Below are 24,184 nucleotides of genomic sequence, written 5' to 3' on the forward strand. Positions count from 1 at the left end.
GTCCGGACCCCGGGGCGCTACCGGGGATCCTCGACGGGTGCGGTCTCGAGCGGGACGGTGCCGCCGTTCGCGACCCACTTGAAGCCGTCGACGAGCGCGGTCGAGTCGCGCATTTCGTCGCCGGTGTCGAAGATCATGAACCGCAGCTTGAGCTCCTCGCCGCCGGTCACCGGGGCCCGCGTGCGCAGCCAGCCGGTCGCGCCGGCGTCGTTCCAGAGCCCGAAGCCGGTACCCTCGAGCTCGTCCGTCCCGAGCGGGCACTCCTCGCAGACCTCGAAGAAGCTGAGTTTGACGCCGACGGGGTTGCCAAGGCTATCGAACGAGAGATTGCCGTTGAGCGACCCTGGCGGGGCGGGCGTCGCCAGTGCGACGAACTGGTCGTTGAAGCAGTCTTCTACGGTGAACTCGGGGTATTCGAAGGTGTAGAACTTGAACGCGAACTCGTAGCCTGTCGCGTTCGTCGGCGTGCGGATGACGAGCTCGAGGGCGATGTCGTCGTGGATGTTTGCCGAGGGAGGGCACCCGGGGGCGCCTTGCGGGAAGCCGGGCGGCGCCACGCCCGGCCCGTAGTTCGTGCAGCTATGCGCGTTGCACGCGCCCGGCCACCCGGCGATCCGGGCGCGACCCGAGGACAGGACGAGCAGGCGGGTCCCGCCCTGCGGGTGCACGTTGGGGCCGAAGGAATCGAGCACGCCCACCGCGGGCGAGGGCTCCGCGGGCGAGCCGTCGCCGCGCACGTACTGCGCGCTCAGCACGCCCCACTTCCTGTCCCCGGGCGACGCCCTGGCGCAGAGGTCGATCGCGTGGGCCCCGTGGATGGCGTCGAAGTCGGCGGGAGCGATGTTCCTGTCGCAGGCCGGCGGCGCGTTGTCGATCACGCCATCGCAGTCCTCGTCGGCCGGCTCGGGCACCGCGCCGCTCGGGTCGGGCTCCGTGATCACGACCTCGACGGCGCCTGGGTTGACGTTCGTGTCGCCGTCGTTGCAGTCGCCGTCCTCGATGGTGAACCCGTCGCCGTCCTCGTCGGGTGACGGGCCCTCCTCCGTCGGCGTGCCGCCGCCGAAATCAGCCCAGGAGCCCGTCGACTCCACCCGTCCGCCGCTGCCCGTCTCCGCCGTCGTGGCGCTGCTCGCGCCCCCGCCGCCGCCCTCGCCAGGCGCCTGCTGGTTGCGCGCCGTCGCGGAGCACGCGCCCGAGGCCCAGAGCGCCGCCCCGACGCTCGCGCAGAGACCCAAGTAGACGAAGCGCCCGCCTCTCATGGTGCATCCACCTCGATGGTTGGTCCGGACCGCCGGAGCGCCGCGTTCCCGGCGACCCACGGCAACATGCGAGCACATCACGGCCCGGGCTCGCTGTCTTGTGTTCGCTGCCGCGGCGGCGCGGGGTCGTCGGGCGGCGCGCGTTGCTCTTGCTCCCGTTCCCCTCGCTTCAGGAGCCGCGCGGCCCACAGCGAGAGCGCGAGCAACCCGACGGCCAGCGCGCCCCCGAGCGGCGCGCGGTGCCGCTCGGTGAACGGAAGGTCGCGCGCGACCGGGGCGGCGCCGAGCTCCGGGTTCGCCGCTGCGGCGCCGAGCCTCGCGGCAGGGGGACGCTCGCGCACGGTGTGGTCGAGCAGGTCGGCCAGATCGTAGCTCGGGCGCTTGCCGAGCGCGTCGCCGACGTAGAGCCGGTGCGGCCCCGGCCGCGCGGCGCGGAACACGACCTCGCGCGCCCGCACCTCGCCTTGCGCGCCCGAGAGGGAGAGCGGCGCCGAGTCGCCGTCGTGGATCGTGAGCCGGAGGAAGCGCTTCCGGGTGGGGATGAGCGGGATCCGTGTCGACGCGAGCGAGGGCCCTGACTCACCGTGCGGACGGATGCGATGGATCATGCCGCTCCCCACGGCCGGCCAGACCGCGCGGTACGTGGTCGAGGCGACGTCGACGCGGCGGCTGAACTCCGGCGTTGCGACGTCGAGGAGGACGGCCTCCAGCGGCGCGCCGTCGGCGCCGGCGTCGAGCGTGACGAGCGTCGTCTTCGCCTCGCTGTCCCGCTGCGTCTCGACGATCGCGAGCGGCGGGAGCGCGGGGGACTCGGTGGGGGCCTGCGGCTCGCACGAGACGGCGCCGCCCGTGATCCGGACGTCCGCGGCCGCGTCGCGCGCCGGGGCGCCCTGGGGGACAAGGCGGATCCGGACCAGGGCGGCGCGCGAGAGGGGATAGCGGACCGACAGGTGCTCGACCGTCTCCGAGCCCTGGGGGATGCGGTACACGTGGGCGCCGCGCGCGACCTCGCTGAGCGCCCGCGGATCCGCGCCGGTCTCGACCCGCGCCTCGCGGAGGAAGCTGCCGCCGGTGACGCTGAGCTCGACGCGGCAGTGGCGCGTGCCGGGCGCGTCGAGCGCCCAGGTCGCGTGCGCCACGCCGGCGGCGTCGACCCCCGGATCGAGCATCGTGGCCGCGATCCGCCCGGAGGCGTGCGCGGCGCCCGGCTCGCGGATCACGTAGGGCACCTCGGCGCCGTCGGGGCCTGCGATGCGGACGTCGGCGAGCAGCTCTTCCGCCCGGCTCTCGCGGTAGAGGTCGAGATCGACGTCGACGCGGTGGTCGCCGGCGGCGTCCACGCCCTCGATGGGCCGGACGAGCGCGTGCCTCTCGGTCGGGAGCGCCGCGCCGGTCTGCGCCTCGGCGGGCCGCGCGAGGCTCATCGCCGCGAGCAGCGCGAGCGGCCCGGCCGCGCCCCGCGATCCGGCGCGCAGGAGCGTCACGAGGCGCCGGCCGAACCGCGCGTAGAGGAACCCTCCGCCGACGAGCAGCGCCCCGACGCCCGTGAAGAGGGCGATCTGGTAGATGCGCTCGACGTGCCAGACGTCCCAGGTCACGAGCTTCGCGATGGTGACGGCGAACAGGGAGAGCCCGGCGTAGCGATGGAAGGCGTCGCGCGCCGCGAACCCCGCGGTGAGCAGCGCGATCGCCGCGAGGGCGAGCACGAGCGTGGTCGCCATCGCGAGGCTGCCTTGCTGGCCCTCGAGGGCGGCGCGGTGCTGCACGGTGAGCTCGGCGAACTCGGCCGCGTCGAGCGGGGCAGGGGGGGCGGCGGGGAGCGCGGTGATCGCGCTCCGCACCTCGAGGACGACGGTCGTGATGAGCAGGGCATACCCCGCGCCCAGCGCCGCCACCGCGGCGCCGCGCAGCTCGGCGCGCGCGGCGTCCGGGGGGCGGGCGAACGCCGCGCGCGACAGCAGCCGCCCCGCGGCGAGCAGGGCGGCGCTCACGCCCGCGAACGCATAGGTCCTCGCGTTGAGCAGGACGGGAACCGCCATCGTCCCATCGCGGCCGTGCGTCGCGAACCAGGTCGTCACGAGCGCCTCGGCCTCGGCCCGATCGACGACGAGCGCCCGCGCGAGGGCGGCGCCGAAGAGCAGCAGCGTGACGGCGAGCCAGGCGCGCTCGCCGGTGCGCGCCGCGATCGCGGCCGCCACGGCCGCGAGGATGCTCCAGACCACGGTGACCGTCGCGCCGCCGAGCCCGAACGCGACGGCCGCGGCGAACAGGGCGAGCGCCTGTCCGAGGAGCAGGGCGATGCGATCGGCGGGGGGCGCGGCGCCGGCGCGGGTCACGCCGGCGCGGAGGAGCGCGGCGCCGAGCGCCAGGTCCAGGGCGCCGGCGCCCGCGGTGAGCAGCGCGCGGAGCGTCGGCGTGTCCTCCGGCGTGGCGCCGAGCGCGGCCGCGACGAACCCGAGCGTCGCCACGCACGCGGCGAGCGCGTCGGACCACGAGAGCGCCGGCGCGCCGGGCTCGCGCGTGCGCCGCGCCGAGGCGCCCGCGGCGCCGAGGAACACCAGCATGACGAGCGCTGATGCGCCGAGGAAACTTGCGTTGACGGCGCTCACGGCGTCGACGGCATCGGCGGCCGCCGAGGCGCCCGCGTCCGCCGGCGCGATCGCGAAATGCGCGGCCGCCGCGAGCGCGCCTGCCGAGACGATCGCCGCGGCGAGGAGCAGGGCGGGGAGCGCGGCGCGCGCGGCCGTCCACGCCGCGAGGGCGGCCGCGCCCGCGAGCGCGAGCGCGAAGAGCGCCGCATCGGCCTCGATCAGCAGCATGCCCGCGGTGCAGGCGAAGAGCGCTGCGCCGGCGGAGCACGCGATGGCGGTCTTCCGATCGAGCTGACCCGCGAGCCCGGCGCCGCGGAGCCACCCCGCGAGGTAGACGAGCGTCCAGGCCGCGACGAGCGCGACCAGCGTCGTCCGGTGCGCGGCAGGCGCGTCCGCGAACGTCGCGGCGAAGGCGAGGAAGGCGGCGCCCATCGGCGCCAGCAGCCAGGCGCTCTCCTCCGGCGCGCGCAGGGCGACCAGCGCCGCGAGCGCGAGCGCGATGGCGGTGGCTGTGAGCGCGCGCGGCGCGTCGAAGAGCAGCGCGGTCGCGCCCGCGTGGGCGAGCACGAGCGCAGCGATGCTGGTCGCCGTGGCGTCCGCGCGCGCCGCGACGCGGAGGACGCCGGTCGCTGCCGCGCCGGTCGGCGCGGCGCTTCGGTCGGGGCTCGAGGCGGGCGCGCGCCGCAGCCACAGCGCGCGCAGGATGCCCTGCGCCGCGGCGAGCGCGATGAACGCGAGGGGCGCCGCGCGCGCGGCGAGCGGGAAGTAGGGCCCCGGGAGCGCCTGCGCGGGCGAGTCGAGCCAGGGCGCCGCGTCCGGGTCTCCGCCGGCCGGGGCGGCGCTGGCGTCGAAGTGCGTGGCGTACCAGCCCCAGAACAGCGCCGTATGGCCTGCGATCGCGAGCCACGGCGCGACGCGGAAGCCGAGCCTCGCTGCGACGGCGTGGGCGACGCTCGTCATGAGCAGGAGGTAGCCGAACAGGACGAGCGGCCGGTCCTGCCCCGTCGACAGCACGACGGGGTTGAGGAAGCCGGCGACGAGGCTGAGGATCAGGATGGCCTCGCCGCGGTGGCGGAGCGCGAGGCCGGCGCCGAGCAGGAGGAGCGCCGTGTCCGCCGCGAATGCCGCGGGGATCGGGACGAGCTCGTACAGCGCGGCGCTCGCCCACACCGACGCGATCAGGACCGAGAGGCCGAGGCCGATGAGCGTGTGGACGAAGCGACGCTGCGCGCGTCCGCGGAGCACCTCGGCGATCGCGAGGAGCGCGGCGCCGGTCGCGGCGCCGATCGCGACGCGCCCGAACGGCCCGATCCAGGCGTTGTCCGAGGCGTACTTGAAGAAGAAGAGCGCGCCGAGCAAGAAGGTGGTCGCGCCTGCGCGGGTGAGCCAGGTGAGGCCGAGCCGCTCCTCGATGGAGGGTCGCTCCGGGGCTTCGCGGTGCGCGGGCGAGCCGGCGCCGGACGCGCTCGCGTCGAGCGTCGCCGCGGGGAGAGGCGCTCGAGGCATCGGAGGAGCGGCGGGACTCGGGAACGCGATCGCGGGGGGCGCCGCGGCCTCCGCGGCGGCGACCGCCGTGGACGCGACCGCCGGGGGCGCGGTGGCGGTCGGATGCGCGATCTCGGGAGGCGCGCCGGCGGTCGCCGCGTCGAGCGCGGGCGGCGCACCTGCGCCCTCGGCGTCGAGCGCGGGGTGCGCCGCCGCTGGGGGCGGGATCGCGCCCTGGGCAATCCGCTCTTGCTCCAGGTCGTGTGTGCTTCGCGGGCTCTCCGCCGCCGCGGTGAGCGCTGCGCGGCCGCGCAGCCCGGAGAGCTCGGCCACCCGGTGCTCCAGCGCGTGGATCCGAAGCAGCAGGTCCTCGTTGCGCCGGTTGGCCCGGACGGCGAACACGAAGGCGACGAGCGGGGCAACCAGGAGATAGCCGACGAGCGCGAGCCCGAAGAAGACGACGATTCCTCCCCCCATGCATGCTTCGTAGCATGGGGTGCGCGTCGCAGGCGCCGCCTGTCCGCGCGACGATGCCTGTGCTGTTCACGCTGCTCGCGCCGACGGCCCCATCGGAAGGGGAGGACCTTTCGGCGCGCGCTGGGATTCGGGTAAGGTGCATCCGCATGAGGAACACACGCCTGCCTGATCGCCGCGCGCCGGGCGCCTGCTATCTTCCCCGTGTTCCCGGACGGCGGCGTTGCTCGGGGGGGGAGCGCGGCCATTCGGGAACAGTTCTTCTGTCCTCTCGACCTTCTGCGGCGGAGACATCGCGATGGTGAAGCACCCGACCGTCTCTGCATGGCAGCGGGATCACGAGGAAGGTGGTTATACGGCCGAGTTGCACGGCTGGACCTTGCGGGTCCGCTGGATACCCGAGCGCCCGGGGGAGGTCCGCGGCTTCGTGTGGGAGGCCGTCGATCCCTCGGGGAACAAGGTCACCTCGCGCGAGATCCACGAGGAGATCGAGGTGGCGATGGCGTACGCCGAGGAGCGCGCGGCCCCCGATCCGGAGAAGCGCGAGGGGAAGACCGTCGATTGAGCGGCGCGCCGCGCGGCGGCGCCGGGCTCAGCCCGCCTTGTCTGCGGGCGCCGCCTTGCGGCTCCGCCTGGCCCCGTAGTTCCGGATCACGATCTCCCCCACGCGGCCTCTGGCGTCGCTCTTCGCGTTGATGCTCCGGAGCGCCGCGACGCGGTCGATCTTGAACCGCTTGTAGAGCGGCGGGATCTCCGGAACATCGGAGTTCGAGAGCATCACCTGGACGCCTCGCCCGTCGAGCTCCGCGAAGAGGGCGGCGAGGCGCTCCTGGTCGCGGAAGCCGAAGCCGCCCGCGCTGTAGGACGTGAAGTTCGCGGTCGACGAGACCGGCGAGTACGGCGGGTCCAGGTACACGAAGTCGCCTTCTTGGGCGTGATCGAGCACGCGCTCGAAGTCGCGGACCTCGAGCTCGACGCCCTGCAGCGCCGCCGAGCAGGCCCGCAGCTGGGGCGGGTTGCAGATGGACGGCTTGACGTAGCGGCCGAAAGGCACGTTGAAGCGGCCGGCGCTGTTGACCCGGTAGAGCCCGTTGAACCCCGTCTTGTTCAGGAAGATGGTCCGCGCGGCGCGCTCGGGCAGCGTGAGCGAGGCGGGATCGACGTCGCGAACCTTGTAGTAGTGCGCCTCCTCGTAGGCGTGGCTGCCCAGCGCGGCGATCACCTCGTCGACCCGATCGCGCACCGCCCGGTAGCAGTCGATGAGCTCGGCGTTGACGTCCGTCAGCGTCGCGCGCTTCGGCTGCAGGCAGAAGAAGAGCGCGGCCCCCCCCATGAAGGGCTCGAAGTAGCGCCCGTAGGACGCGGGGAGGAGCGGCTGGAACTGCCGGAGCAGCTGGCCCTTGCCGCCCGCCCATTTGAGAAACGGGCGGGGCGTCACGGGCGCGTCGTCGTCGGGGTCGGTGACAAGGGCGGTGGTCATCGCGCAATACTGGACGCCAACCTACCAGGGCGCGCGATCGTCCTCAACCGCCGAAGGCCACCGCGAGCGAGCACCCTGGTCCGACGCGCCTCGCCGGTCCGCCCCCGACGCGCGGGTGCCCGGGGCCATGGGTCTCTCCAGGCTAGGTCGTTCTATGTCCATGCCGCGGCCCCGTCGGGCGGCGATGTGCCTTGAGGTCGACAGTGGATGTTGGCCTGATTCGTTAGTGATTCCGATTGCTTGTAAGCATGCGTGAGCGTGCGTGTCCCAGCTGGAGCGCTGCCCGGATCATGGCATGTCGCCGCTTGCGCGATCGCCGAGCAGGGATAAGTTGAAGTCTCGACACGCGGGCTGGACAGCCGCTGGTGGAGCGGAGTTCTCCCGCATTCGCGCACCGCCGTGTCAGGCCATCTCGCCGGTGGACCTGCGCGGCGCGGCAGGGGCTCGCTCGGGCGCTGGGCGCGGGCGTCCCGCGCCGGGTGGCGGCTCCTCGAGGGGCCGCCATGCGTGGAAGCCGCCGTTGCTTCTCGACAGGAGGGATGCCGCCATGATGCTTGCCTTCGACCTCGATCGCGACGACGCCCCGCAGCAGCGCGGCCCCGGTCCTGCGGACGGACCGGGTTGTTTCGGTGAAGCCGCGGACTACCGTGCTCAGCGGATCCTGTACGCCGCCCGCGACTGGATCGGCGAGCAGGACGGCATCACCACCGACGGTCGCTCGTTGATCCTGCTGCACGCCCAGCGGACGCCGCCGGAGCGGCGCGAGGCGCTCGTGCGCTGCTTCGAGCGCGTGATCCTGCACGCCCCCCGGCCGGAGCTCGCCGCGCTCTCGGCGTCGCTGCGCCAGGCGGGGCTCTCCGTGGACGAGGACCTCTCGGTGATGGGCGCCCCGGCCGGCGAGGTGCGCGCCGCCGTGCAGGGGCTCAGCCGGTTTCGCACATTCCCGCCGGGCCTGCGCCTGTCCAGGGTGTCGCCGGACGACGACGAGGCGTCGATCCGCGCGATCCAGGAGCTTCAGGCCGAGAGCGGCCACGCGCCGCTCCCGGGGTGGTACCTGCGCGGCGGCGAGGGGCGCTCCTTGACGCTCGCGCTGCGCGACGGCGCGGGGGCGTTGATCGGCTGCGCCACCCTGTGCGTCATGACGCGGCCACAGCCTGCCGAGATCGGCGGGCGCGAGGCGCTCGCCCAGCTCGGGCTGCTGGGCGCCCCGCCGCTCTGGATCTCCGATGTGGGCGAGGCGCCCTCGTGGACGGCCATGCCGATCTGCACCTCTCTGCGCGAGGACCACCGCGGGCGGGGGCTCGGGGCCCCCCTGCAGGCCGCGGCGCTCCGGGAAGGGCACGATCGCTTCGGGATCCGGTGGTTCTACGCGCTCGTCAGGGCCGGCGACGAGATCGCCAAGCGCATGAACGCGCGTTGCGGGCTCGCCCCGCACCGCGCCGAAGGGTTCCTCGTCGCGTCGGCGGTGCCCCCCGAGAAGCCCCGGCGGCCGGCCGACGGCCGCCGCGGCTCAGGCTGACAGCACGGGCGCGAGGAGAAAGCGCCGCCGTCCTAGCCGAGGAGCCATGGGGCCGGCGCCTCGCCCGCGAGGCGCCGGCGGATCGTGTCAAGCGCGCGCTCGAAATAGCCGTCGCGCGCGACCACGAACTCATCGAGCCGCACGTCGCGCGGCTCGACCTTCACGGCGCCCGCGGCGTCCGGCGGCCGCCGCACGAGGCCGCTCGCGTGGGGCACCTCGCCTCGAACGAGGCGCAGCGCCGCGCCGAGCGGGAGCGACAGCAGCGCGGTCACCTCGCGCGGATCGGGACGCAGCTCCTCGAGCGCGTGTCGGGTCGTCGCGAGCAGCACGTCCTGCAGCTCGCGATCGACGATGCCCGGCGCGTGATCGTCCTGGCTGCGGCGCGTGCCGAGCCGGACCACGTCGCGCGGCGCGAGCGGCAGGCCGATCTCCTCCTCCGCCTCGCGCAGCGCCCCCGCGAGATCCTCTCCGGCGCGGTAGTGCCCCGACACGGCGACCTCGAGCGCGCCGGGCCAGGTGTCCTTGTCGGGGCTGCGCTGCTGGAAGAGCACCCAGGGCTCCGCGGCGCTCTGGCCGCTGTCCGGCTCCAGACCATCGGGCCCCCGCTCGAGGAGCACCCACACGTGAACGCTCCGGTGCCAGTCGCCGTCGCGGTGAACGAGCCTGCGCGCCTTGCGCACGCCGAGCGACCGGCCCCCGTCATCGAGGATGTCGAAGAGCTCCTCTTCGTCCTGCGCCGCCATGCGCTAGAGGGTAGCGCAACGTGAACGGAGCAGGACGTCTTCGCTGAACTGCGTGCTCGCGCTCGTCAGATGACGCTGTGCTTCGCGCCGTGCTCGACGCACGACATCAGACGGAAGCAGCAGGGAACGAGGCGAGGGGAGTGAAGTGGCGATCCCAGCGGGAATCGAACCCGCGTTACCGGCGTGAGAGGCCGATGTCCTAACCGCTAGACGATGGGACCTTGTTCTGTGGAGAAGACCGACAGCAGAGCTGAGCGGCCTGGCTGGGGGACAAGGATTCGAACCTTGATAGCAAGAGCCAGAATCTTGCGTCCTGCCGTTAGACGATCCCCCAAGGGGTCAGCGCCGTGTTCATCAGCGCCACGGGCCGCGGAATCTACTCGGGCTGCCTGGATTGTCAAGCAATCAAAATCGGACCCGCCAAAGAAAAATGCCCGCCGCCAAAAATCGCCCATATTTCGGGTGGTTCGGGCGCTTCGCGGGTTGAGCAAGGCCTCCCCCTGCTCAACCCTTCGCTCAACCCGCTCCGCCCTCGTTGCATGCCGTCCGTTGTCGTCGCTCGTCGCTCGTCGCTCGTCGCTCGTCGCTCGTCGCGCTGCTGTCGCCGCGCTCTCGCCATGATCCGTCCAGATTGTCTCCGCGCTGTCGGAGGGGGGCTCGTCCCTGAGGAGGCTCCACGATGTCGCGACCGCGCCCTCGCCGTCGCTTCTCCAGACATCTCGGCTTCGCCGCTCGGGACTCTCGGCCCCGGAAAAGTCGCGGCTCCCTGCTGCGTGCCCTTGACGCGCCGGGTGACTGATTTACTTTCGCCCGCGGTTTAGCCACCGGCCTAGGAGAGTGCCAAGACACTGCGATCTCGGGCACTTAGCTCTCGTCGCGCGGGCGGAACGCCCCAGCGGGGGGGCGAACGGGACCTCCGGCGAGCCGATGGTCAGTCAACAAGCCGAGGACGAGGGAGCCAGCATGAAAATCAGGCCGCTGCAGGATCGGATTGTCGTCAAGCGCGTCGAGAGCGAGACGAAGACCAAGGGGGGCATCATCATCCCCGACGCCGCGAAGGAGAAGCCGATCGAGGGGCGCGTCGTCGCGGTGGGCAACGGCAAGGTCCTGAAGGACGGCAAGGTTCGTCCGCTCGATGTCAAGGTCGGGGACAAGGTGCTGTTCGGCAAGTACAGCGGCACCGAGGTGAAGCTCGACGGCGAGGAGCACGTGCTCATCCGCGAGGACGACGTGCTCGCCGTGACCGAGTCCGCCGCGACGTGAACCAGGTCCGAGGCAACCGAACGCAAGCGTTAGTACACGCGGCCGCGCGGCCGCGAGGGGATTGATAGATGGCTGCGAAGCAGATCGTTTTTAGCCGCGGCGCCCGCGCCGCGATCCTCAAGGGCGTGAACACGCTCGCCGATGCGGTCAAGGTGACCCTCGGGCCGAAGGGGCGGAACGTCGTCATCGAGAAGAGCTGGGGCTCCCCGGTCGTGACGAAGGACGGCGTCACGGTCGCCAAGGAGGTCGAGCTCGCCGGCAAGCTCGAGAACATGGGCGCCCAGATGGTGCGCGAGGTCGCCTCGAAGACCAGCGACAAGGCCGGCGACGGCACGACGACGGCGACGGTGCTGGCGCAGGCGATCTTCGGCGAGGGCCTCAAGCTCGTCGAGGCCGGCCACAACCCGATGGATCTGAAGCGCGGCATCGACGCGGCGGTCGCGAAGGTCATCGAGGCCGTGCAGAAGGCCGCCAAGCCGACCAAGGACAAGGACCAGATCGCCCAGGTCGCCACGGTCAGCGCCAACGGCGACAAGGAGATCGGCCAGATCCTCGCCGACGCCATGGAGAAGGTCGGCAAGGAGGGCGTGATCACGGTCGAGGAGAACAAGCGCATGACGACGGAGCTCGAGACCGTCGACGGCATGCAGTTCGACCGCGGCTACCTCTCGCCCTACTTCGTGACCGACCCCGAGAAGATGACCGCGGTGCTCACGAACCCGCTCATCCTCGTGCACGAGAAGAAGATCTCGGCCATGGCCGACCTCCTGCCGCTGCTCGAGCAGGTGGTGAAGCAGGGGCGCGAGCTGCTCATCCTCTCCGAGGACGTCGAGGGTGAGGCGCTCGCCACGCTCGTCGTGAACAAGCTGCGCGGCACGATCAAGGTCGCCGCCGTGAAGGCGCCCGGCTTCGGCGATCGCCGCAAGGACATGCTGAAGGACATCGCCATCCTCACGGGCGCGACGCCGTTCATGGAGGACCTCGGCCAGAAGCTCGAGAGCGCCACGGTGCGCGACCTCGGGACGGCCAAGCGGGTCGAGATCGACAAGGACAACACGGTCATCGTCGACGGCCAGGGCGACAAGGGCGCCATCAAGGGCCGCATCGAGGCGATCCGCAAGCAGATCGCGGACACGACGAGCGACTACGATCGCGAGAAGCTCCAGGAGCGGCTCGCGAAGCTCGCCGGCGGCGTCGCGGTGGTGAAGGTCGGCGCGGCGACCGAGACCGAGATGAAGGAGAAGAAGGCGCGCGTCGAGGACGCGCTGCACGCGACCCGCGCCGCCGTCGAGGAAGGCATCGTGGTCGGCGGCGGCGTGGCCCTCTTCCGGGCTGCCGCCTCGCTGGAGTCGCTCAAGTTCAACGACGAGCGCGACGTCGGCGTGCGGCTCGTGCGCCGCGCCGTGGAGGCGCCGCTCCGCCAGATCGCCCAGAACGCGGGGGTCGACGGGACGGTGGTCGCGGAGAAGGTCCGGTCGGGCGCGCCGACGTTCGGCTACAACGCCGCGACCGACTCGTACGAGGACCTGCTCGCCGGAGGCGTCATCGATCCGGCCAAGGTCGTGCGGCACGCGCTCTCCAACGCGGCCAGCGTCGCCGCGCTGATGCTCACGACCGAGGCCCTCGTCGCTGAGAAGCCCAAGAAGGAGAAGGCCGCGGCCGGCGGGGCTCCCGGCGGCATGGGCGGCATGGGCGGCATGGGGGGTATGGGCGGCATGGGCGGCATGGGCGGCATGGGCGACTTCGACATGGGTTGATCGCCTGTCCGCGCCGCTCTCGGGCTGCCGCCGCCTCCGTGCGGCGCCGGCCCGCCGAGCGCGCTGCCCCGACGAAGCGGGCCGAGGGGTCCTCCAAAGCATGCTGGCTTGGGGGCCCCTCGCGTTTTGTGAGCGCCAGCGCTCTTGCCCGGGTTTTTGACCCGCGGTCACGTGGGGCGCTAGACTCCAGGGCAATGTCGGAGTCGTCGTTCGCCCGCTATGGCCGCGAGTATGTGCCGGGCGACGTGCTCTTTCGTGAGGGTGACTCCGGCGACGTCATGTTCGTCATCCAGTCGGGCGCCGTGCGGATCACGAAGTCGGTCGCCGGCGAGGACAAGGTGCTCGCGGTGCTCGGGCCCGGCGAGTTCGTCGGCGAGATGGCGATCTTGAACGGCAAGCCCCGGAACGCGACGGCCACCGTGAGCGAGCCGTCCCGCTGCCTCGTGATCGACGCGCGGAAACTGGAGGTCATGCTGCAGCGCGACGTCGAGATAGCGCTCCGTCTCCTCAAGAAGCTGGCGAAGCGGCTCGACGCGGCGAACTCGCTCGTCGAGATCCTCATGCACCGTGACCCGAAGGCGCGCGTGATGCTGGCGCTCGCGCGCCACGCCGAGGCCTTCGGGGAGGAGACGCCTGAAGGCATACGCGTCCGCTCCTCTCCCGAGGACATCGCGCGCGAGGTCGACGTCGAGCAAGAGACGGTGGACGAGGTGATGAAGCGGCTCCGCCGGCTGAAGCTCCTCTCGTACGGGCCGCCTGGACCCGCGGCGATCATGGTGACCGACATGCGCAGGTTCCGGGATTTCATCGAGTTCCTGGACATGCCGCAGAAGTTCGGCGGAGAGAGCTGAACCAGTGGAGCTGCGTGTCATCGGCTGCCACGGCGGGGAGACCCCCAGGCATCGCACGTGCGCGTTCGTCGTGGACGACATCCTCGCGATCGACGCCGGCTCGCTGACCAGCGGGCTCGAGGTGAAGGACCAGGCGCGCATCGAGGCGTGCCTGGTGAGCCACGCGCACCTCGATCACATCCGCGACCTGGCCACGATCGCGGACAACCGTTGCCAGCTCGGGTGCCCGCCGCTCGTGATCGCGGGCACGCGCGAGACGCTGCGCACGCTCAAGAAGCACTTCTTCAACAACGTGCTCTGGCCCGATTTCGCGGTGATCCCGAGCGCCGGGCAGCCGACCATCCAGTACCTCGAGCTCAAGCCGGAGCGCCCCACGCCGGTCGCCGGGCGGCTCGTGCGCGCGGTCCACGTGACGCACACGATCGACGCATCGGCGTTCGTGATCGAAGGGGACGGCGGCGCGATCGCGTACAGCGGCGACACCGGGCCCACGGAGCGGCTGTGGGAGGTGCTGAACCAGCAGCAGGACCTCCGCGCGCTGCTGATGGAGGTCAGCTTCCCCAACCGGGAGCAGCGCCTCGCCACCGTGAGCGGCCACCACACGCCGCAGACGCTCGCCCTCGAGCTCCAGAAGTTCCGCGCGCCGAGGGATCTGCCGACGATGCTCTACCACATCAAGCCGGTCTTCCAGGCCGAGGTAGAGCGAGAGTGCGCCGCTCTGAAGGGGCTGAACCTGGAGGTCCTTCAGCTCATGGATCACTTCGTCCTGTAGCCGACGCATCGGCGCGGAGCGTCCGCGGCGTCGTGCGCGCGCGGGTGATGGTGGCGCTGCGCTCGACGCGATCGTCGCGCCGAGCTACCCGGCCCGAGGGGGGATCGCTCGCTGCTCCGGGCGAGAGCGCACCGCGCAGGAGGTGAGGCCTGCGCGGCGTCGGTGTCGGGTGCTCGCGCGCGACGCGACCGTAGAGCAGAGCGGCGCGGAGCGCGGGCTAGCGGCTTTCCTGGGTGGGCTCGTCGTTGAAGGGGCGCTTGCCGTCGGGCACCTCTTCGACGCGGGCGAGGACGACCGTGATGTTGTCGGTGCCGCCGAAGTAGTTCGCCCGATCGATGAGCGCCTTGCACGCAGCGTCCAGCGAGCCGCTGGACATCACGAGCTCGAGGATCTGATCGTCGCTCACCAGCCCCGACAGGCCGTCCGAGCAGAGGAGGTACACGTCACCGTGCCGCGTCTCGTCCGTCACGAGATCGACGAGGACGTCCTCGCGGATGCCAAGCGCGCGCGTGATGACGTTGGCCGGCAGCTGCCGGACCTCCTCCTCGGTCATCCACGGCGCCATGTGCGCCGCGTCGCTGACGAGCGAGTGGTCACGGGTGAGCTGCGTGATCTGGCTGTCGCGCAGGCGATAGCAGCGGCTGTCCCCGACGTGACCCACCGTCACGTGCTCGGCGTCCTTGGAGAACATCGCCGCCACGATCGTCGTGCCCATGCCGAAGTCGGCGAGCGTCTTCAGCGAGCGATCGAAGATGCGCCGGTTCGCCAGCCGGAGGCCGGTGACGACGTAGTTCTCCTCCTCGGTCAGGTTCGGATCGGCTGGGAAGGGCCAGGTGGCGTCCCTCCCGACCGTCACGGACAAGAAGTCCGAGAGGGTGTTCACGGCAAGCTGGCTCGCAACGTCGCCCGAGCGGTGTCCGCCCATTCCATCCGCCACGGCCACGACACGGTACTCCTCGCTGACGAGGAGGTTGTCCTCATTGTGGTCCCGGAGGAGCCCGGTATCCGTCATCCCGGCAAACCGGGTCCGCAACATGGGCAGAGAGTAGACGCGGAGCAGGGGGGCAGCGCAAGTTCAAGGCGAGGGCAAAGCTGAAATCCTGGGCCTGATCTCCCACAGCGGCCGCTCCATGGCCGCTGGAAGCGGCCGGCGGCAGGGGTAGAGGACCCTTCCGGAGGCGCTCGCTCGCCGGACGCACTTTGCTCTTGAAAGATGGGAGAGGACGTGGGGCTCCGCGGCGCGCGCCGAGGCGACGGGCGCTCGAGCTCAGAGCCAGCTCTCGCCGATCGCGATCCCCGCCGAGGCCGCGATCGTCTCGGCGGCGCGCACGCCGCACGCGTGCGCCTCCTCGAAGAGCGCCATCCCCGGCTGATCGACGTGGGCCCAGGCGACGCGCTCGGACAGCGCGCAGCGCGGCTCGAACGGCCGCGAGCCGAGGAAGCCGGGGCGCGGGCGCGGCATCGCGTGCCCCCAGATCATGACGTCCATCCGCTCGACGTCGTCGCGCAGGTGCGGGTGCGCCGGCGCGAGATCGCGCAGCACGCCGTCGGCGAGCGACGCCCACGGCGCGCGGAGCAGCGCCGCGCGCGCGGCGGCGACGTCCGGCCCGCCGAAGGCGCGGTAGTAGGTCAGCACGGTGCGCTGCACCGGCGTCGCGAGGCGCGACCGCTGCGTCGTCGCCGCCGCGAGATCGGTGAGCTGGTGGCGCGCGTCGACGTAGCCGAGCCCCTCCGCGCCGTAGAGGACGGAATCCCACGCGTGGTTGGGATCGATGGGCCGCTCGACGTGCAGGTTCGCCACGAGCCACGCCGACGCGACCCGCTCCGGCAGCTCGCCCGCCGCGCTCCCCGCGAAGATCCGGCGCACGACGAACGCCGGCGCCGCGAGGATCGCCGCGCGGGCCTCGACGCGGCGCGCCTCGCCGCGCTGCAGGTCGACGTAGTCGATCTCGACGCGGCCGCTCGGCTGCGGGCGCACCGACGTGACGAGCGCGCCGAGGGACACGCGCGGCGCCGCGCGCTCGAGCAGCGCCTTCACGAGCCGGCCGTTGCCCTCGGGCCAGACGAGGTAGCGGCTGCCCGCGAGCTCGGGCGCGCGCGCCTTGCGCCCCGCGAAGTAGTGCAGCCCCGCCCAGGCCGAGATCTCCTCGAGCGCGCCGCCGAAGTCGTCGAGCATCGCGTAGCGCACGTACCAGCGCAGGAACGGCGTGCGGTACCCCTCGCGATCGAGCCACGCCGCCATGCTCATCCGGTCGAGCTGGAGGAGCTCGGGGTCGCGGGAGGAGCGATCGAGCGGGATCTGGAACGCCGGGCGCCCGTCGCTGCCGGTGAGCTCCGTGAGCTCCTCCTCCAGCGCGTGGAACCTCTCGAGCTCGTCCAGCGCCTCGCTCGAGAGCGCGTCGACCGGCGCGAGGCCGCTGTGCCACGCGCCCTCGTAGAACAGCCGCTCGCCCGGCGCGTGGCACAGCCGCCGCGGATCGAACACGGGGCGCCCCGCCGCGTCCCACCCGGTGACGACGCCCATCTGCTCGAGCAGCCGCAGCGTCGCGCGCGCCTCGACGTTCGGCGCGGCGAGGTAGTGCGCGCCCCACGGGTACGGCACGACGCCGTCGTCGCCCCACGCGCTCGTGCCGCCCGGCCTCGGCTCGAGCTCGAGGACGCGCAGATCGAGCCCGGCGCCGGCGAGCCGCCACGCGGCCGACAACCCGCTCACCCCGCCGCCGACGATCACGACGTCCGCGCGCTCGGCGGGGCCGCTCGCCGCGGGCAGCGGGCCGCCGCGGAGCAGGTGGCCCGCGCCGTGGGCCGCGCCGACGATCTCGCCGGCGAGCGGCGCGCGCCCCGGCGAGGCCGTGTGCACGACCCAGCCCGCGGCCACGGAGCTCAGGAAGCCGCGGCGGTTCACCGGATCACCGGGTCCACTCGGCCCACTCGCGCGTGTACACGGAGACGAGCTTCTGGTCGTTCAGCCGGTTGATCGGCGCCTCGACGCGGCCCAGATCGCGGGGGAACCGGAAGAGCTCCGGCAGGCCGCTCGAGTCGAGGTAGCGGAGCCTCGACGGATCGATCCGGAGGGCGCCGGGCGCGGCGAGCCCCTCGCCGCCCGCCAGGATGAAGCCCCACTCGCCGAAGCTCGGCACGTAGACGTGGAGCGGCGCGGCCTTGAAGCCGGCCGCCTCGAGCGTCGTCACGACGCACCAGAACGACTCGCGCGCGTAGTGGGGCGACGTCGCCTGGACGACGGCGAGCCCGCGCACGGAGAGCCGCTGCCGGAGCAGGTGATAGAAGGCGTCGGTGTACAGCTTGCCGACGGCGTAGTTGCCGGGATCGGGGAAGTCGACGATCGCGAGATCGAACGACTCGGTCGACTCCTCGAGGTACTTGAACGCGTCCTCGTTGCGGACGGCCACGCGCGGGTCGCGCAGCGAGCCCTGGTTCAGGTCCGCGGCGAGCGGCAGATCGCGGAAGGCGCCGGTGACCGCGCCGTCGAGGTCGACGAGCAGGATCTGCTCGACCGACGGGTAACGGAGCAGCTCGCGCGCGGCGAGCCCGTCGCCGCCGCCGAGGATCAGCGCGCGCCGCGGCTCGCGCCCCAGCGCGGCGACGGCCGGGTGCACGAGCACCTCGTGGTACCGATGCTCGTCGTCCGACGAGAACTGGAGGTTGCCGTTGAGGAAGAGGCGCGTCGTGCGCGGGCTCCTCGTGATGACGAGGCGCTGGTACGGCGACTGCGCCGCGTAGACGATGGGCGCCCCGAAATAGAGAGCCTCCGAGCGCTCGACGAACCGCGAGACGAGCGCGAAGGCGACCCCGAGCCCGGCGATCACGATCAGGCAGAGCGCCCGCAGCCGGACGACGACGGCGCGATCGAGCGGGAACAGGAACGTGCTCGTCAGCGCGACGGCCGCGTTGAGCACGCCGAAGAACAGGCTCGTCTGGTGGATCCCGAGGCGCGGCAGGAGGAGCGAGGGGAAGAGCAGGCTCGCGGCCAGCGCGCCGATGTAGTCGAGCGTGAGCACGCGCGCGACGAGCCGCTTGAGATCCAGCGAGAAGTTCAGCAGCCGGATGAGCAGCGGGATCTCTAGCCCCACGAGCATCCCGATGAGCAGCACGAGCGAGTAGAGCAGCGCGCGGAACGACCCGAGCGCGGTGTAGACCCGGAAGAGCATCGGCGCGGAGAGCCCCCCGACGAGCGCGAGGCCGAGCTCGATCTCGACGAAGCGCTCGAGGAGCCGGCTCTCGATGTACTGGGAGAGGTACGAGCCGATCCCCATCGCGAACAGGTAGAGGCCGATGACGAAGCTGAACTGCGTCACCGAGTCGCCGAGGACGTAGCTCGCGAGCGTGCCGGTGATGAGCTCGTAGACGAGCCCCGACGTGGCGATGACGAACACGCTCGCGAGGAGCGCCGGGTGCACGAGCCGGGGCAGCGGCTGCGCCGCGGGGAAGGGCGCCGGGGCGTCCCCGGGAGGGGCGCCCCGAGCTCCCGCAGGGCTCTCCTCGGTGGCCGGCATCGGCGCGGTCCTAGCACCGCTCGCGCTGGACCACAGCCTGTTCGGGCTCGCCGGCGCACCTGAAACGCTTCCTCTTTCGTCGTCGAGGCTTCTAGTATGGTGCTCGCGTGAGCACGCCCTTCGACCGAGCAGCCGCGTGCCCCTCCTGCGGCGCGCCGATCACGTTTCGCTTCGCGGGCGCGATGGCGCAGGTGTGCAAGCACTGCAAGTTCGTCGTCGCGCGCACCGATCGGGACCTCCGCGCCGTCGGGCGCGTCGCCGACTTGGTCGAGATTCCCACGCCCCTCCAGCTCGGCGTCACCGGGCGCTGGGGCAACGAGCCGTTCGTGGTCGACGGCCGCGTCCAGCTCGATCGGGCCAGCGCGCCGGGCGCGCCCTGGCAGGAGATCTTCATCGCGTTCCCGGCCAGCGGCCGCTGGACGTGGGTCGCGTTCGCCCAGGGGCGCTGGTACGCCACCACCGAGGCGCCGCTCCCGCTGAACGGGCTGCCGCAGTGGAGCTCCCTCCAGCCGGGCGGCCGTGTCCACCTCGAGGGGCACGGCATGTTCACCGTCGTCGAGGTCGGCCGCCGGCGCGTGATCTCGGCCGAAGGAGAGATGCCCCACGTCGCCGCGCCGGGCGTGGTGACGGGCTTCGTCGACATCGCGGGGCCGAGGGGCGAGTTCGGGACGCTCGACTACGGCGACGGGCGGACGATCCCGCCGAAGCTCTACCTGGGCCGGCAGATCGACCCGGCCACCATGAAGCTCGACACCGGGGCCCCTGTGGACCAGCCCACGGCGCAGGTGTCGGCCGTCGTGTGCCCGAGCTGCGGCGGCAACCTGCCGCTCGCCGCGCCCGGCACCACGGAGCGCATCGTCTGCCGGTACTGTGGTACTGCGAGCGATCTCACGAAGGGCGCGCTCGTCGCGCTCGGCCAGGTCCCCAGGCCGCCCATGGAGCCGTACGTCCCGCTCGGCGCCGAGGGCCAGCTCCGCGGCATGCGCGTGCTCTGCATCGGCTTCGTCATCCGCGGCTGCACCGTGGAGGGCGAGCGTTACCGCTGGCGCGAGTACCTGCTCTACGGCGGACCGAGCATTGGCTACCTGTGGCTCATGGAAGAGGACGGGGCGTGGCAGCTCGTGACGCCTCTCTCGCCCGGCGAGGTCCAGCCGATGGGCTCGACGGCGAGCTATCAAGGGCGGACGTATGCGCTCAAGCAGAGCGTCCACGCCGAGGTGGAATACGTCATCGGCGAGTTCTACTGGAAGGTCGAGATCGGCGAGGCCGTGCAGGCCACGGAGTACCAGGGCGAGGGCGGCAAGGTCAGCATCGAGCAGGCCCCGACCGAGGTGAGCGTGTCGTTCTGCTCACCGCTTCCAGGGAAGGAGCTCGCCGCCGCCTTCCACCTGCCACCCCCGCCGAGCCCCTCGTTCGGCGACGGGACGGGCGCCGGAGCCGGCCGGATCGTCGTCATCGTCGTCGTCCTGATCGTCGTCCTCCTCATTCTCATCGCGCTCAGCGACTGCGGTGGGGGCGGCGGCGGCGTCATCTTCATTCCGAGCGGGGGGGGCAGCCCGAGCTTCGGCGGCGGGAAGTGATCCAGCTCCACTGCTCGATTCGGCTACGTATGAAATGAACGGCCTGTGCCGGTGCGTCCTTTGCGATCCCGGCTGGTGTCGAGTCGGGCACGAGCAGCACTGGACATGTCTATGTCCACCTCCGTGGAAAGGCGACATCGCGTCGAGCGGAGCGGTCGGATTCGGGCAGATGATGGTCGGTTTCGGGTATCGCCCCGCTCCGGCCGCCGCTGGCGATCGAGTAATTTCAATGGCTTACACGCTGGCCCGCGGCGGCCCGTGACGTGCAATGTGCCGTCCGACGCCGGCGGTGGACCGGCGGCGGAGGCCCATGCAAACGGTGAATTCGATCGACCCGCACGCACAGCTGCGCGCGCTCTACATCTCCCTGCTCCGAAACCAGGAGCACTTCGACGAGTTCAAGCAGCTGCTCGCCCTCTACGTCGTCGCGCCCGAGGCAGATGAGGAGCCGGTGGACGCGGCCAGGATCCGCGCGCAGCTCAACGGCCGCATCCGCTCCTGGATCGGCGGCTTCTTCGATGGGCTGAGCGCCTCCCAGGTGCTCCAGTGGCGCGCGATCGTGGTCGAGGAGCGCTTCAACGTGTGCCTGTCGCCCTGGAAGGAGTCGAACGTCTATTGATGCCGCGGCGCAGGCGACAGGCGGGGTTGCACCGCCATCGGCGTACGTCTCACCGGCGCGGCTCTGCCCCGGTGCCATCTACCGGCGCCCGGAGCGCGCCGCGCACCGCGAGCGCCGAGCCCGGCGCGCCGCGCCGGGCGAGGGAGGTGCCCGCACATGGATGACGCCCTGTGGGTGGACGAGCTCTACAAGGCGTTCTGGCGGACCCTCCCCGGGATGCTGCACGCCGACGCGCAGGGGCTGGCCTACACGCTCGGCCTGTCGCCGTCGCGCGACGTGCCCTGGAGCGCCGTGTTCAGCAACGAGATCACGCTGGCCGCGCCCGCGCTGCTCGCGGAGGCCATGCCGGGCGTCCGCGGGGCCACGGTGCAGGACGCGCTCCTCGCGCACCTGCTCGCCGTCATCGAGGCGTTCGGCACCGATCGCATCAAGGACAAGCAGGTCCGCCCGACCTGGCAGCTCGAGGCCATCCTGGCGCACGCTCGGCGGGCGCGCGACGAGGCGCTCCGCCGCGTCGCGCCAGGGGTCGACGACCCGGCCATCGATTTCGCGCGCGCGGACGACGCGACGCTGTTCGCCATCGAGACCGAGCGCAGCCTCCTCGCGAGCGGCGGGCCCGCCGGCTTCAGCCGCTATTACGCGCTCTCCCTCGGCAAGCAGAGCGTCGGCTTCCCGGCGTCGATCGCCCTCGCGCACGCTGCCGGCTGGACGGCCGAGCGGCGCGAGGTGCTCGCGCGGCTGCTGTCGTCGGTGTGGCTCGGGCTGCAGCTCCACGACGATGTCATGGACTGGCAGGACGACTACCAGCGAGGCGGCGCCTGGGCCGTCGTCCTGGCCTCGGAGCTCCGATCGCGCGCGCACGGAGAGCCCCGGGCCGAGGAGCGCGATCGGGAGCGCGCCTCGGAGCCGCGCCACCGCGGCGCGGTCGCGTACGGACCGCTCGGCACGCCGCCCTGGGGGATCGCGGTGACGCCGAAGGCGCAGAGCGAGCCGCCGACCCCCGACGCGCCCTCGTCCTTGCTCCCCGTCCGCCGGATGGTCCTCGAGTCCGGCGTCCTCGCGGCGATGCTCGACGGCGAGCGCCGGTGCTTCCGCGCCGCGCGGCGGCGCGCCGCGGTGCTCGGCGCTCGCCGCGTCGCGGCCTGGGCGGAGGGGAGGGAGGGGCAAGCGCAGGAGCTCGCGCGGTGCGAGGCCGAGAGCCCCGGCTTCGCCAACCGCGCCCACGCGCTCAACGCCTGGGCCAAGGCCGTGCTGGCATGAGCCGCGGCCGCGGCGCGGCCGCGCGAGGGGGGGCGGGCTCTCCGGAGGAGGGGTCCGCGCGCGCGCGTCCGGCGCCCGGTCGCAAGAGCGCGCCGCCCCCAGCGTCGTCCGCCACGCCCAGGGCGCGCCCGCGGCGCCCGCCGTGGGACTTCGGCTATGCCCCGGTCCCCACCGCCGCCGGCGACGACGACGATGGTCCCCTCGACGTCGTCGTCGCCTCGCGGTGCCCCGTCGCGCCCGACGCGGTCGCCGCGGCGCTCGGGGCGCGCTGGTCTGGCGTCGCGGTCGAGCGCGTCATCGAACGGACGCCCATCTTCTGGCTCCGCGCCCGGTCCCCCGACCCCGGGCGGCGCGCCGACGTCGCCGCGGCGCTCTCGGCCGCGGCGCTGCCGGTGCGCTACGTCGCGTCGGCCCGGCGCCCGAGCGCCGCCGTCGCCCCGCGCTTCGACGCGGCCGCCGGCGCCGCGGCGCGGCCGGAGGGGTGGACCGCGCGCCGCGCGTCGGTCGAGGACGAGCCCGTCACCCCCGGCCGCTGGTTCCTGCGCGACGAGGGCGGCGGGATCGGGGTCGATCGCCGCCGCTGCGGGGGCGGCGCCGGGACGCGCCTCGGGGTCATCGACGACGACGCGTGGACGGCCGACGAGCTCGGCCTCGAGCGCGAGGTGCTCGTCATGATGGAGCAGCCGCCGCGCAGCCAGGCGCACGGCGCGTTCATGGTCGCGTGGGCCGTGGGGGGCCGTCGCCCCGGCGGGTTCCGCGGCGTCGCGCCGGACGCGTCGCCCCGGCTCTACCTGATCCCGAAGCCTGGATCGTGCGTCCTCGCCCTGCCGGTCGCGATCGTCCGGGCGGTCAGCGACGGCGCCGACGTCGTTGTGTGCGCCGCGTACGTCGAGGGCTCGACGACGCCCATGCTCGACGACGCGCTCGAGTTCGCCGCCCGCCTCGGGCGCCGCGGCCGGGGCTGCCCTGTCGTGTTCCCCACGGGCCGTGAGGCCTCGAGCCCTCCCGAGTCGCTGCACGCGAGCTTCTCGCTCGGGTTCGGCGAGCCCGCGAGCGACCCGCGCGTGTTCTGCGTCGGCCCGGGCGCCCGCGGCGACGGGTGGTTCCTCTGGCGGGACCGGCAGGGGCGCAGCCGCCCCTTCGCCAACCGCGGCCCGGCGGTGCGGTGGCTCGCGCCAGGCGACGACATCACCTGCCCGCTGCCGCCCGCGTCCAGCGCGACCCCCGCGCTCGAGCGGCTCTGCCATGCCGAGTCGAGCGGGGCCTCGGCCCTCGCCGCGGGCTCGCTGCTCCTCGTCCTGTCGCAAAACCCGTCGCTCCGCCTGCCCGAGCTCGACGCCCTCGTGATGCGCACGCTCGCCCCGGTGCCTCCCGCGGCGCCCGCGTCGGCCGAGCCGATCGCCGACGCGTGGGACGTGCTCCCCGACGGGCGCGATCGCGATGGCCACAACGCCAAGCATGGCTACGGCCGCATCGACGCCGGTCGAGCCTGCCTCGCCGCCGGAGATCCGATCGCGCTCGCGCTGGTGTCCGTCGGCGAGGACGGCGCCGCGCGCATCTGGCACGACGCCCGCGCCGAGGGGCCGCTCGTCCGCCGCCTGTACTCGCGCCGCCTCGCGCGCTGGGCGGTCCGAGCGCTGCTCGCCGACCCGAGCCTCTGCCACGGCGTCTGCGCGCTCGTGCGCCACGCCCGCCTCACCGCGGGCGACCCGCGGCGCCGGCGCGCCCACGGCGCGGGCGCCGTGCTGCGGCAGCTCTCGCTCGTCGTCCGCGCCCTCGCCGCGAGCCGCGCGGCGCCGCCGCCATCGCCGCGCGTGCGCGACGAAATCACCGCCCTGCTCGACCGGCTCGAGCGATCGGCGACCGACGCCGCCGCCGTCGCCGACGTCGAGTCGCGCTTCGGAGCGCTGGCGGACGTCGTGTTCGCGGACGCCACGGACGGCGACGCGCACGAGGGCGCCGCCTGAGCGCGCTGCCGTCCCGCCGCGGGGTGATCCCGCTCTCATCTCCACGGGAA

The 24,184-nt window shown here is 73.0% G+C and carries 17 protein-coding genes and 2 tRNA genes; 10 read left to right on the forward strand and 9 right to left on the reverse strand.

Annotated features, from left to right (window positions below; all coding sequences use genetic code 11):
• Nucleotides 1–17: 17 nt before the first annotated feature.
• Nucleotides 18–1,259, reverse strand: coding sequence for a putative metal-binding motif-containing protein (locus WMF12_RS14575; RefSeq protein WP_437872103.1), 1,242 nt, complete (start codon nucleotides 1,257–1,259; stop codon nucleotides 18–20).
• 77 nt (nucleotides 1,260–1,336) lie between these two features.
• Nucleotides 1,337–5,812, reverse strand: coding sequence for a DUF2339 domain-containing protein (locus tag WMF12_RS14580; protein WP_437872104.1), 4,476 nt, complete (start codon nucleotides 5,810–5,812; stop codon nucleotides 1,337–1,339).
• Nucleotides 5,813–6,107: 295 nt separating this feature from the next.
• On the opposite strand from WMF12_RS14580, the gene WMF12_RS14585 reads away from it, so the two are divergent.
• Nucleotides 6,108–6,374 carry a hypothetical protein gene (locus WMF12_RS14585; RefSeq protein ID WP_157906672.1) on the forward strand — a complete coding sequence of 89 codons (267 nt, stop codon included), beginning with the start codon at nucleotides 6,108–6,110 and terminating at the stop codon, nucleotides 6,372–6,374.
• A gap of 27 nt (nucleotides 6,375–6,401) precedes the next feature.
• Here the strand turns inward: WMF12_RS14585 and WMF12_RS14590 are convergent, their stop codons facing one another.
• Nucleotides 6,402–7,289, reverse strand: a complete 888-nt coding sequence (locus tag WMF12_RS14590; protein WP_437872105.1) for a DNA adenine methylase — start codon at nucleotides 7,287–7,289, stop codon at nucleotides 6,402–6,404.
• A gap of 547 nt (nucleotides 7,290–7,836) precedes the next feature.
• Here WMF12_RS14590 and WMF12_RS14595 point away from each other — a divergent pair.
• On the forward strand, nucleotides 7,837–8,808 hold the full coding sequence (locus WMF12_RS14595) for a hypothetical protein (protein WP_437746278.1): 972 nt from the start codon (nucleotides 7,837–7,839) through the stop codon (nucleotides 8,806–8,808).
• A 32-nt stretch (nucleotides 8,809–8,840) separates the two neighbouring features.
• Here the strand turns inward: WMF12_RS14595 and WMF12_RS14600 are convergent, their stop codons facing one another.
• From WMF12_RS14600 to WMF12_RS14610, 3 genes are all read right to left on the reverse strand, one after another.
• The gene (locus WMF12_RS14600; RefSeq protein WP_437872106.1) at nucleotides 8,841–9,551 is read right to left on the reverse strand and encodes an NUDIX hydrolase; all 711 of its coding nucleotides are present in this window, start codon (nucleotides 9,549–9,551) and stop codon (nucleotides 8,841–8,843) included.
• 146 nt (nucleotides 9,552–9,697) lie between these two features.
• A tRNA-Glu gene (locus WMF12_RS14605) sits at nucleotides 9,698–9,772 on the reverse strand.
• Nucleotides 9,773–9,811: 39 nt separating this feature from the next.
• Nucleotides 9,812–9,885: transfer RNA gene (locus tag WMF12_RS14610), tRNA-Gln, on the reverse strand.
• A gap of 629 nt (nucleotides 9,886–10,514) precedes the next feature.
• On the opposite strand from WMF12_RS14610, the gene groES reads away from it, so the two are divergent.
• The 4 genes from groES to WMF12_RS14630 all read left to right on the forward strand — a co-directional run bounded on the left by groES (nucleotide 10,515) and on the right by WMF12_RS14630 (nucleotide 14,194).
• The gene (gene groES, locus WMF12_RS14615) at nucleotides 10,515–10,814 is read left to right on the forward strand and encodes a co-chaperone GroES (protein WP_272097991.1); all 300 of its coding nucleotides are present in this window, start codon (nucleotides 10,515–10,517) and stop codon (nucleotides 10,812–10,814) included.
• Nucleotides 10,815–10,882: 68 nt separating this feature from the next.
• On the forward strand, nucleotides 10,883–12,571 hold the full coding sequence (gene groL, locus WMF12_RS14620) for a chaperonin GroEL (protein WP_437872109.1): 1,689 nt from the start codon (nucleotides 10,883–10,885) through the stop codon (nucleotides 12,569–12,571).
• A 194-nt stretch (nucleotides 12,572–12,765) separates the two neighbouring features.
• Nucleotides 12,766–13,422 carry a Crp/Fnr family transcriptional regulator gene (locus WMF12_RS14625; protein ID WP_437536126.1) on the forward strand — a complete coding sequence of 219 codons (657 nt, stop codon included), beginning with the start codon at nucleotides 12,766–12,768 and terminating at the stop codon, nucleotides 13,420–13,422.
• A gap of 4 nt (nucleotides 13,423–13,426) precedes the next feature.
• Nucleotides 13,427–14,194, forward strand: a complete 768-nt coding sequence (locus WMF12_RS14630) for an MBL fold metallo-hydrolase (RefSeq protein ID WP_437552641.1) — start codon at nucleotides 13,427–13,429, stop codon at nucleotides 14,192–14,194.
• A gap of 217 nt (nucleotides 14,195–14,411) precedes the next feature.
• On the opposite strand, the gene WMF12_RS14635 is transcribed toward WMF12_RS14630, so the two are convergent.
• The 3 genes from WMF12_RS14635 to WMF12_RS14645 form a co-directional block, all read right to left on the reverse strand.
• Complete coding sequence (locus WMF12_RS14635; RefSeq protein WP_437746282.1) at nucleotides 14,412–15,230, reverse strand: PP2C family protein-serine/threonine phosphatase; 819 nt, start codon at nucleotides 15,228–15,230, stop codon at nucleotides 14,412–14,414.
• 231 nt (nucleotides 15,231–15,461) lie between these two features.
• Nucleotides 15,462–17,099: an FAD-dependent oxidoreductase gene (locus WMF12_RS14640; protein ID WP_437872113.1), complete on the reverse strand. Its 1,638-nt coding sequence runs from the start codon at nucleotides 17,097–17,099 to the stop codon at nucleotides 15,462–15,464.
• Between the two features lie 4 nt (nucleotides 17,100–17,103).
• Nucleotides 17,104–18,708 carry a polyamine aminopropyltransferase gene (locus tag WMF12_RS14645; protein WP_437872114.1) on the reverse strand — a complete coding sequence of 535 codons (1,605 nt, stop codon included), beginning with the start codon at nucleotides 18,706–18,708 and terminating at the stop codon, nucleotides 17,104–17,106.
• Nucleotides 18,709–18,815: 107 nt separating this feature from the next.
• Between WMF12_RS14645 and WMF12_RS14650 the strand changes: the two genes are divergently transcribed.
• The 4 genes from WMF12_RS14650 to WMF12_RS14665 all read left to right on the forward strand — a co-directional run bounded on the left by WMF12_RS14650 (nucleotide 18,816) and on the right by WMF12_RS14665 (nucleotide 24,134).
• Nucleotides 18,816–20,288, forward strand: coding sequence for a DUF4178 domain-containing protein (locus WMF12_RS14650; RefSeq protein WP_437872115.1), 1,473 nt, complete (start codon nucleotides 18,816–18,818; stop codon nucleotides 20,286–20,288).
• A gap of 310 nt (nucleotides 20,289–20,598) precedes the next feature.
• Nucleotides 20,599–20,907, forward strand: a complete 309-nt coding sequence (locus WMF12_RS14655) for a hypothetical protein (RefSeq protein ID WP_157906673.1) — start codon at nucleotides 20,599–20,601, stop codon at nucleotides 20,905–20,907.
• 156 nt (nucleotides 20,908–21,063) lie between these two features.
• Nucleotides 21,064–22,167 (forward strand): hypothetical protein, encoded by a 1,104-nt coding sequence (locus WMF12_RS14660; RefSeq protein ID WP_437746286.1) that lies wholly within the window; start codon nucleotides 21,064–21,066, stop codon nucleotides 22,165–22,167.
• A complete protein-coding gene (locus WMF12_RS14665) occupies nucleotides 22,164–24,134 on the forward strand; it encodes a S8/S53 family peptidase (protein WP_437872116.1) in 1,971 nt (656 codons plus the stop codon). Before WMF12_RS14660 ends, WMF12_RS14665 begins: the two co-directional genes overlap by 4 nt.
• The last annotated feature ends 50 nt before the right edge of the window (nucleotides 24,135–24,184 follow it).

Source organism: Sorangium sp. So ce363 (genome assembly GCF_051520435.1).
GTDB lineage: Bacteria > Myxococcota_A > Polyangia > Polyangiales > Polyangiaceae > Sorangium > Sorangium cellulosum_B.

Coding starts and splice junctions, on each gene's coding strand:
- WMF12_RS14575 (WP_437872103.1), bottom strand. CDS start 1,259: ATGAGAGGCGGGCGCTTCGTCTACTTGGGTCTCTGCGCGAGCGTCGGG.
- WMF12_RS14580 (WP_437872104.1), bottom strand. CDS start 5,812: ATGGGGGGAGGAATCGTCGTCTTCTTCGGGCTCGCGCTCGTCGGCTAT.
- WMF12_RS14585 (WP_157906672.1), top strand. CDS start 6,108: ATGGTGAAGCACCCGACCGTCTCTGCATGGCAGCGGGATCACGAGGAA.
- WMF12_RS14590 (WP_437872105.1), bottom strand. CDS start 7,289: ATGACCACCGCCCTTGTCACCGACCCCGACGACGACGCGCCCGTGACG.
- WMF12_RS14595 (WP_437746278.1), top strand. CDS start 7,837: ATGATGCTTGCCTTCGACCTCGATCGCGACGACGCCCCGCAGCAGCGC.
- WMF12_RS14600 (WP_437872106.1), bottom strand. CDS start 9,551: ATGGCGGCGCAGGACGAAGAGGAGCTCTTCGACATCCTCGATGACGGG.
- groES (WP_272097991.1), top strand. CDS start 10,515: ATGAAAATCAGGCCGCTGCAGGATCGGATTGTCGTCAAGCGCGTCGAG.
- groL (WP_437872109.1), top strand. CDS start 10,883: ATGGCTGCGAAGCAGATCGTTTTTAGCCGCGGCGCCCGCGCCGCGATC.
- WMF12_RS14625 (WP_437536126.1), top strand. CDS start 12,766: ATGTCGGAGTCGTCGTTCGCCCGCTATGGCCGCGAGTATGTGCCGGGC.
- WMF12_RS14635 (WP_437746282.1), bottom strand. CDS start 15,230: ATGTTGCGGACCCGGTTTGCCGGGATGACGGATACCGGGCTCCTCCGG.
- WMF12_RS14645 (WP_437872114.1), bottom strand. CDS start 18,708: ATGCCGGCCACCGAGGAGAGCCCTGCGGGAGCTCGGGGCGCCCCTCCC.
- WMF12_RS14655 (WP_157906673.1), top strand. CDS start 20,599: ATGCAAACGGTGAATTCGATCGACCCGCACGCACAGCTGCGCGCGCTC.
- WMF12_RS14660 (WP_437746286.1), top strand. CDS start 21,064: ATGGATGACGCCCTGTGGGTGGACGAGCTCTACAAGGCGTTCTGGCGG.
- WMF12_RS14665 (WP_437872116.1), top strand. CDS start 22,164: ATGAGCCGCGGCCGCGGCGCGGCCGCGCGAGGGGGGGCGGGCTCTCCG.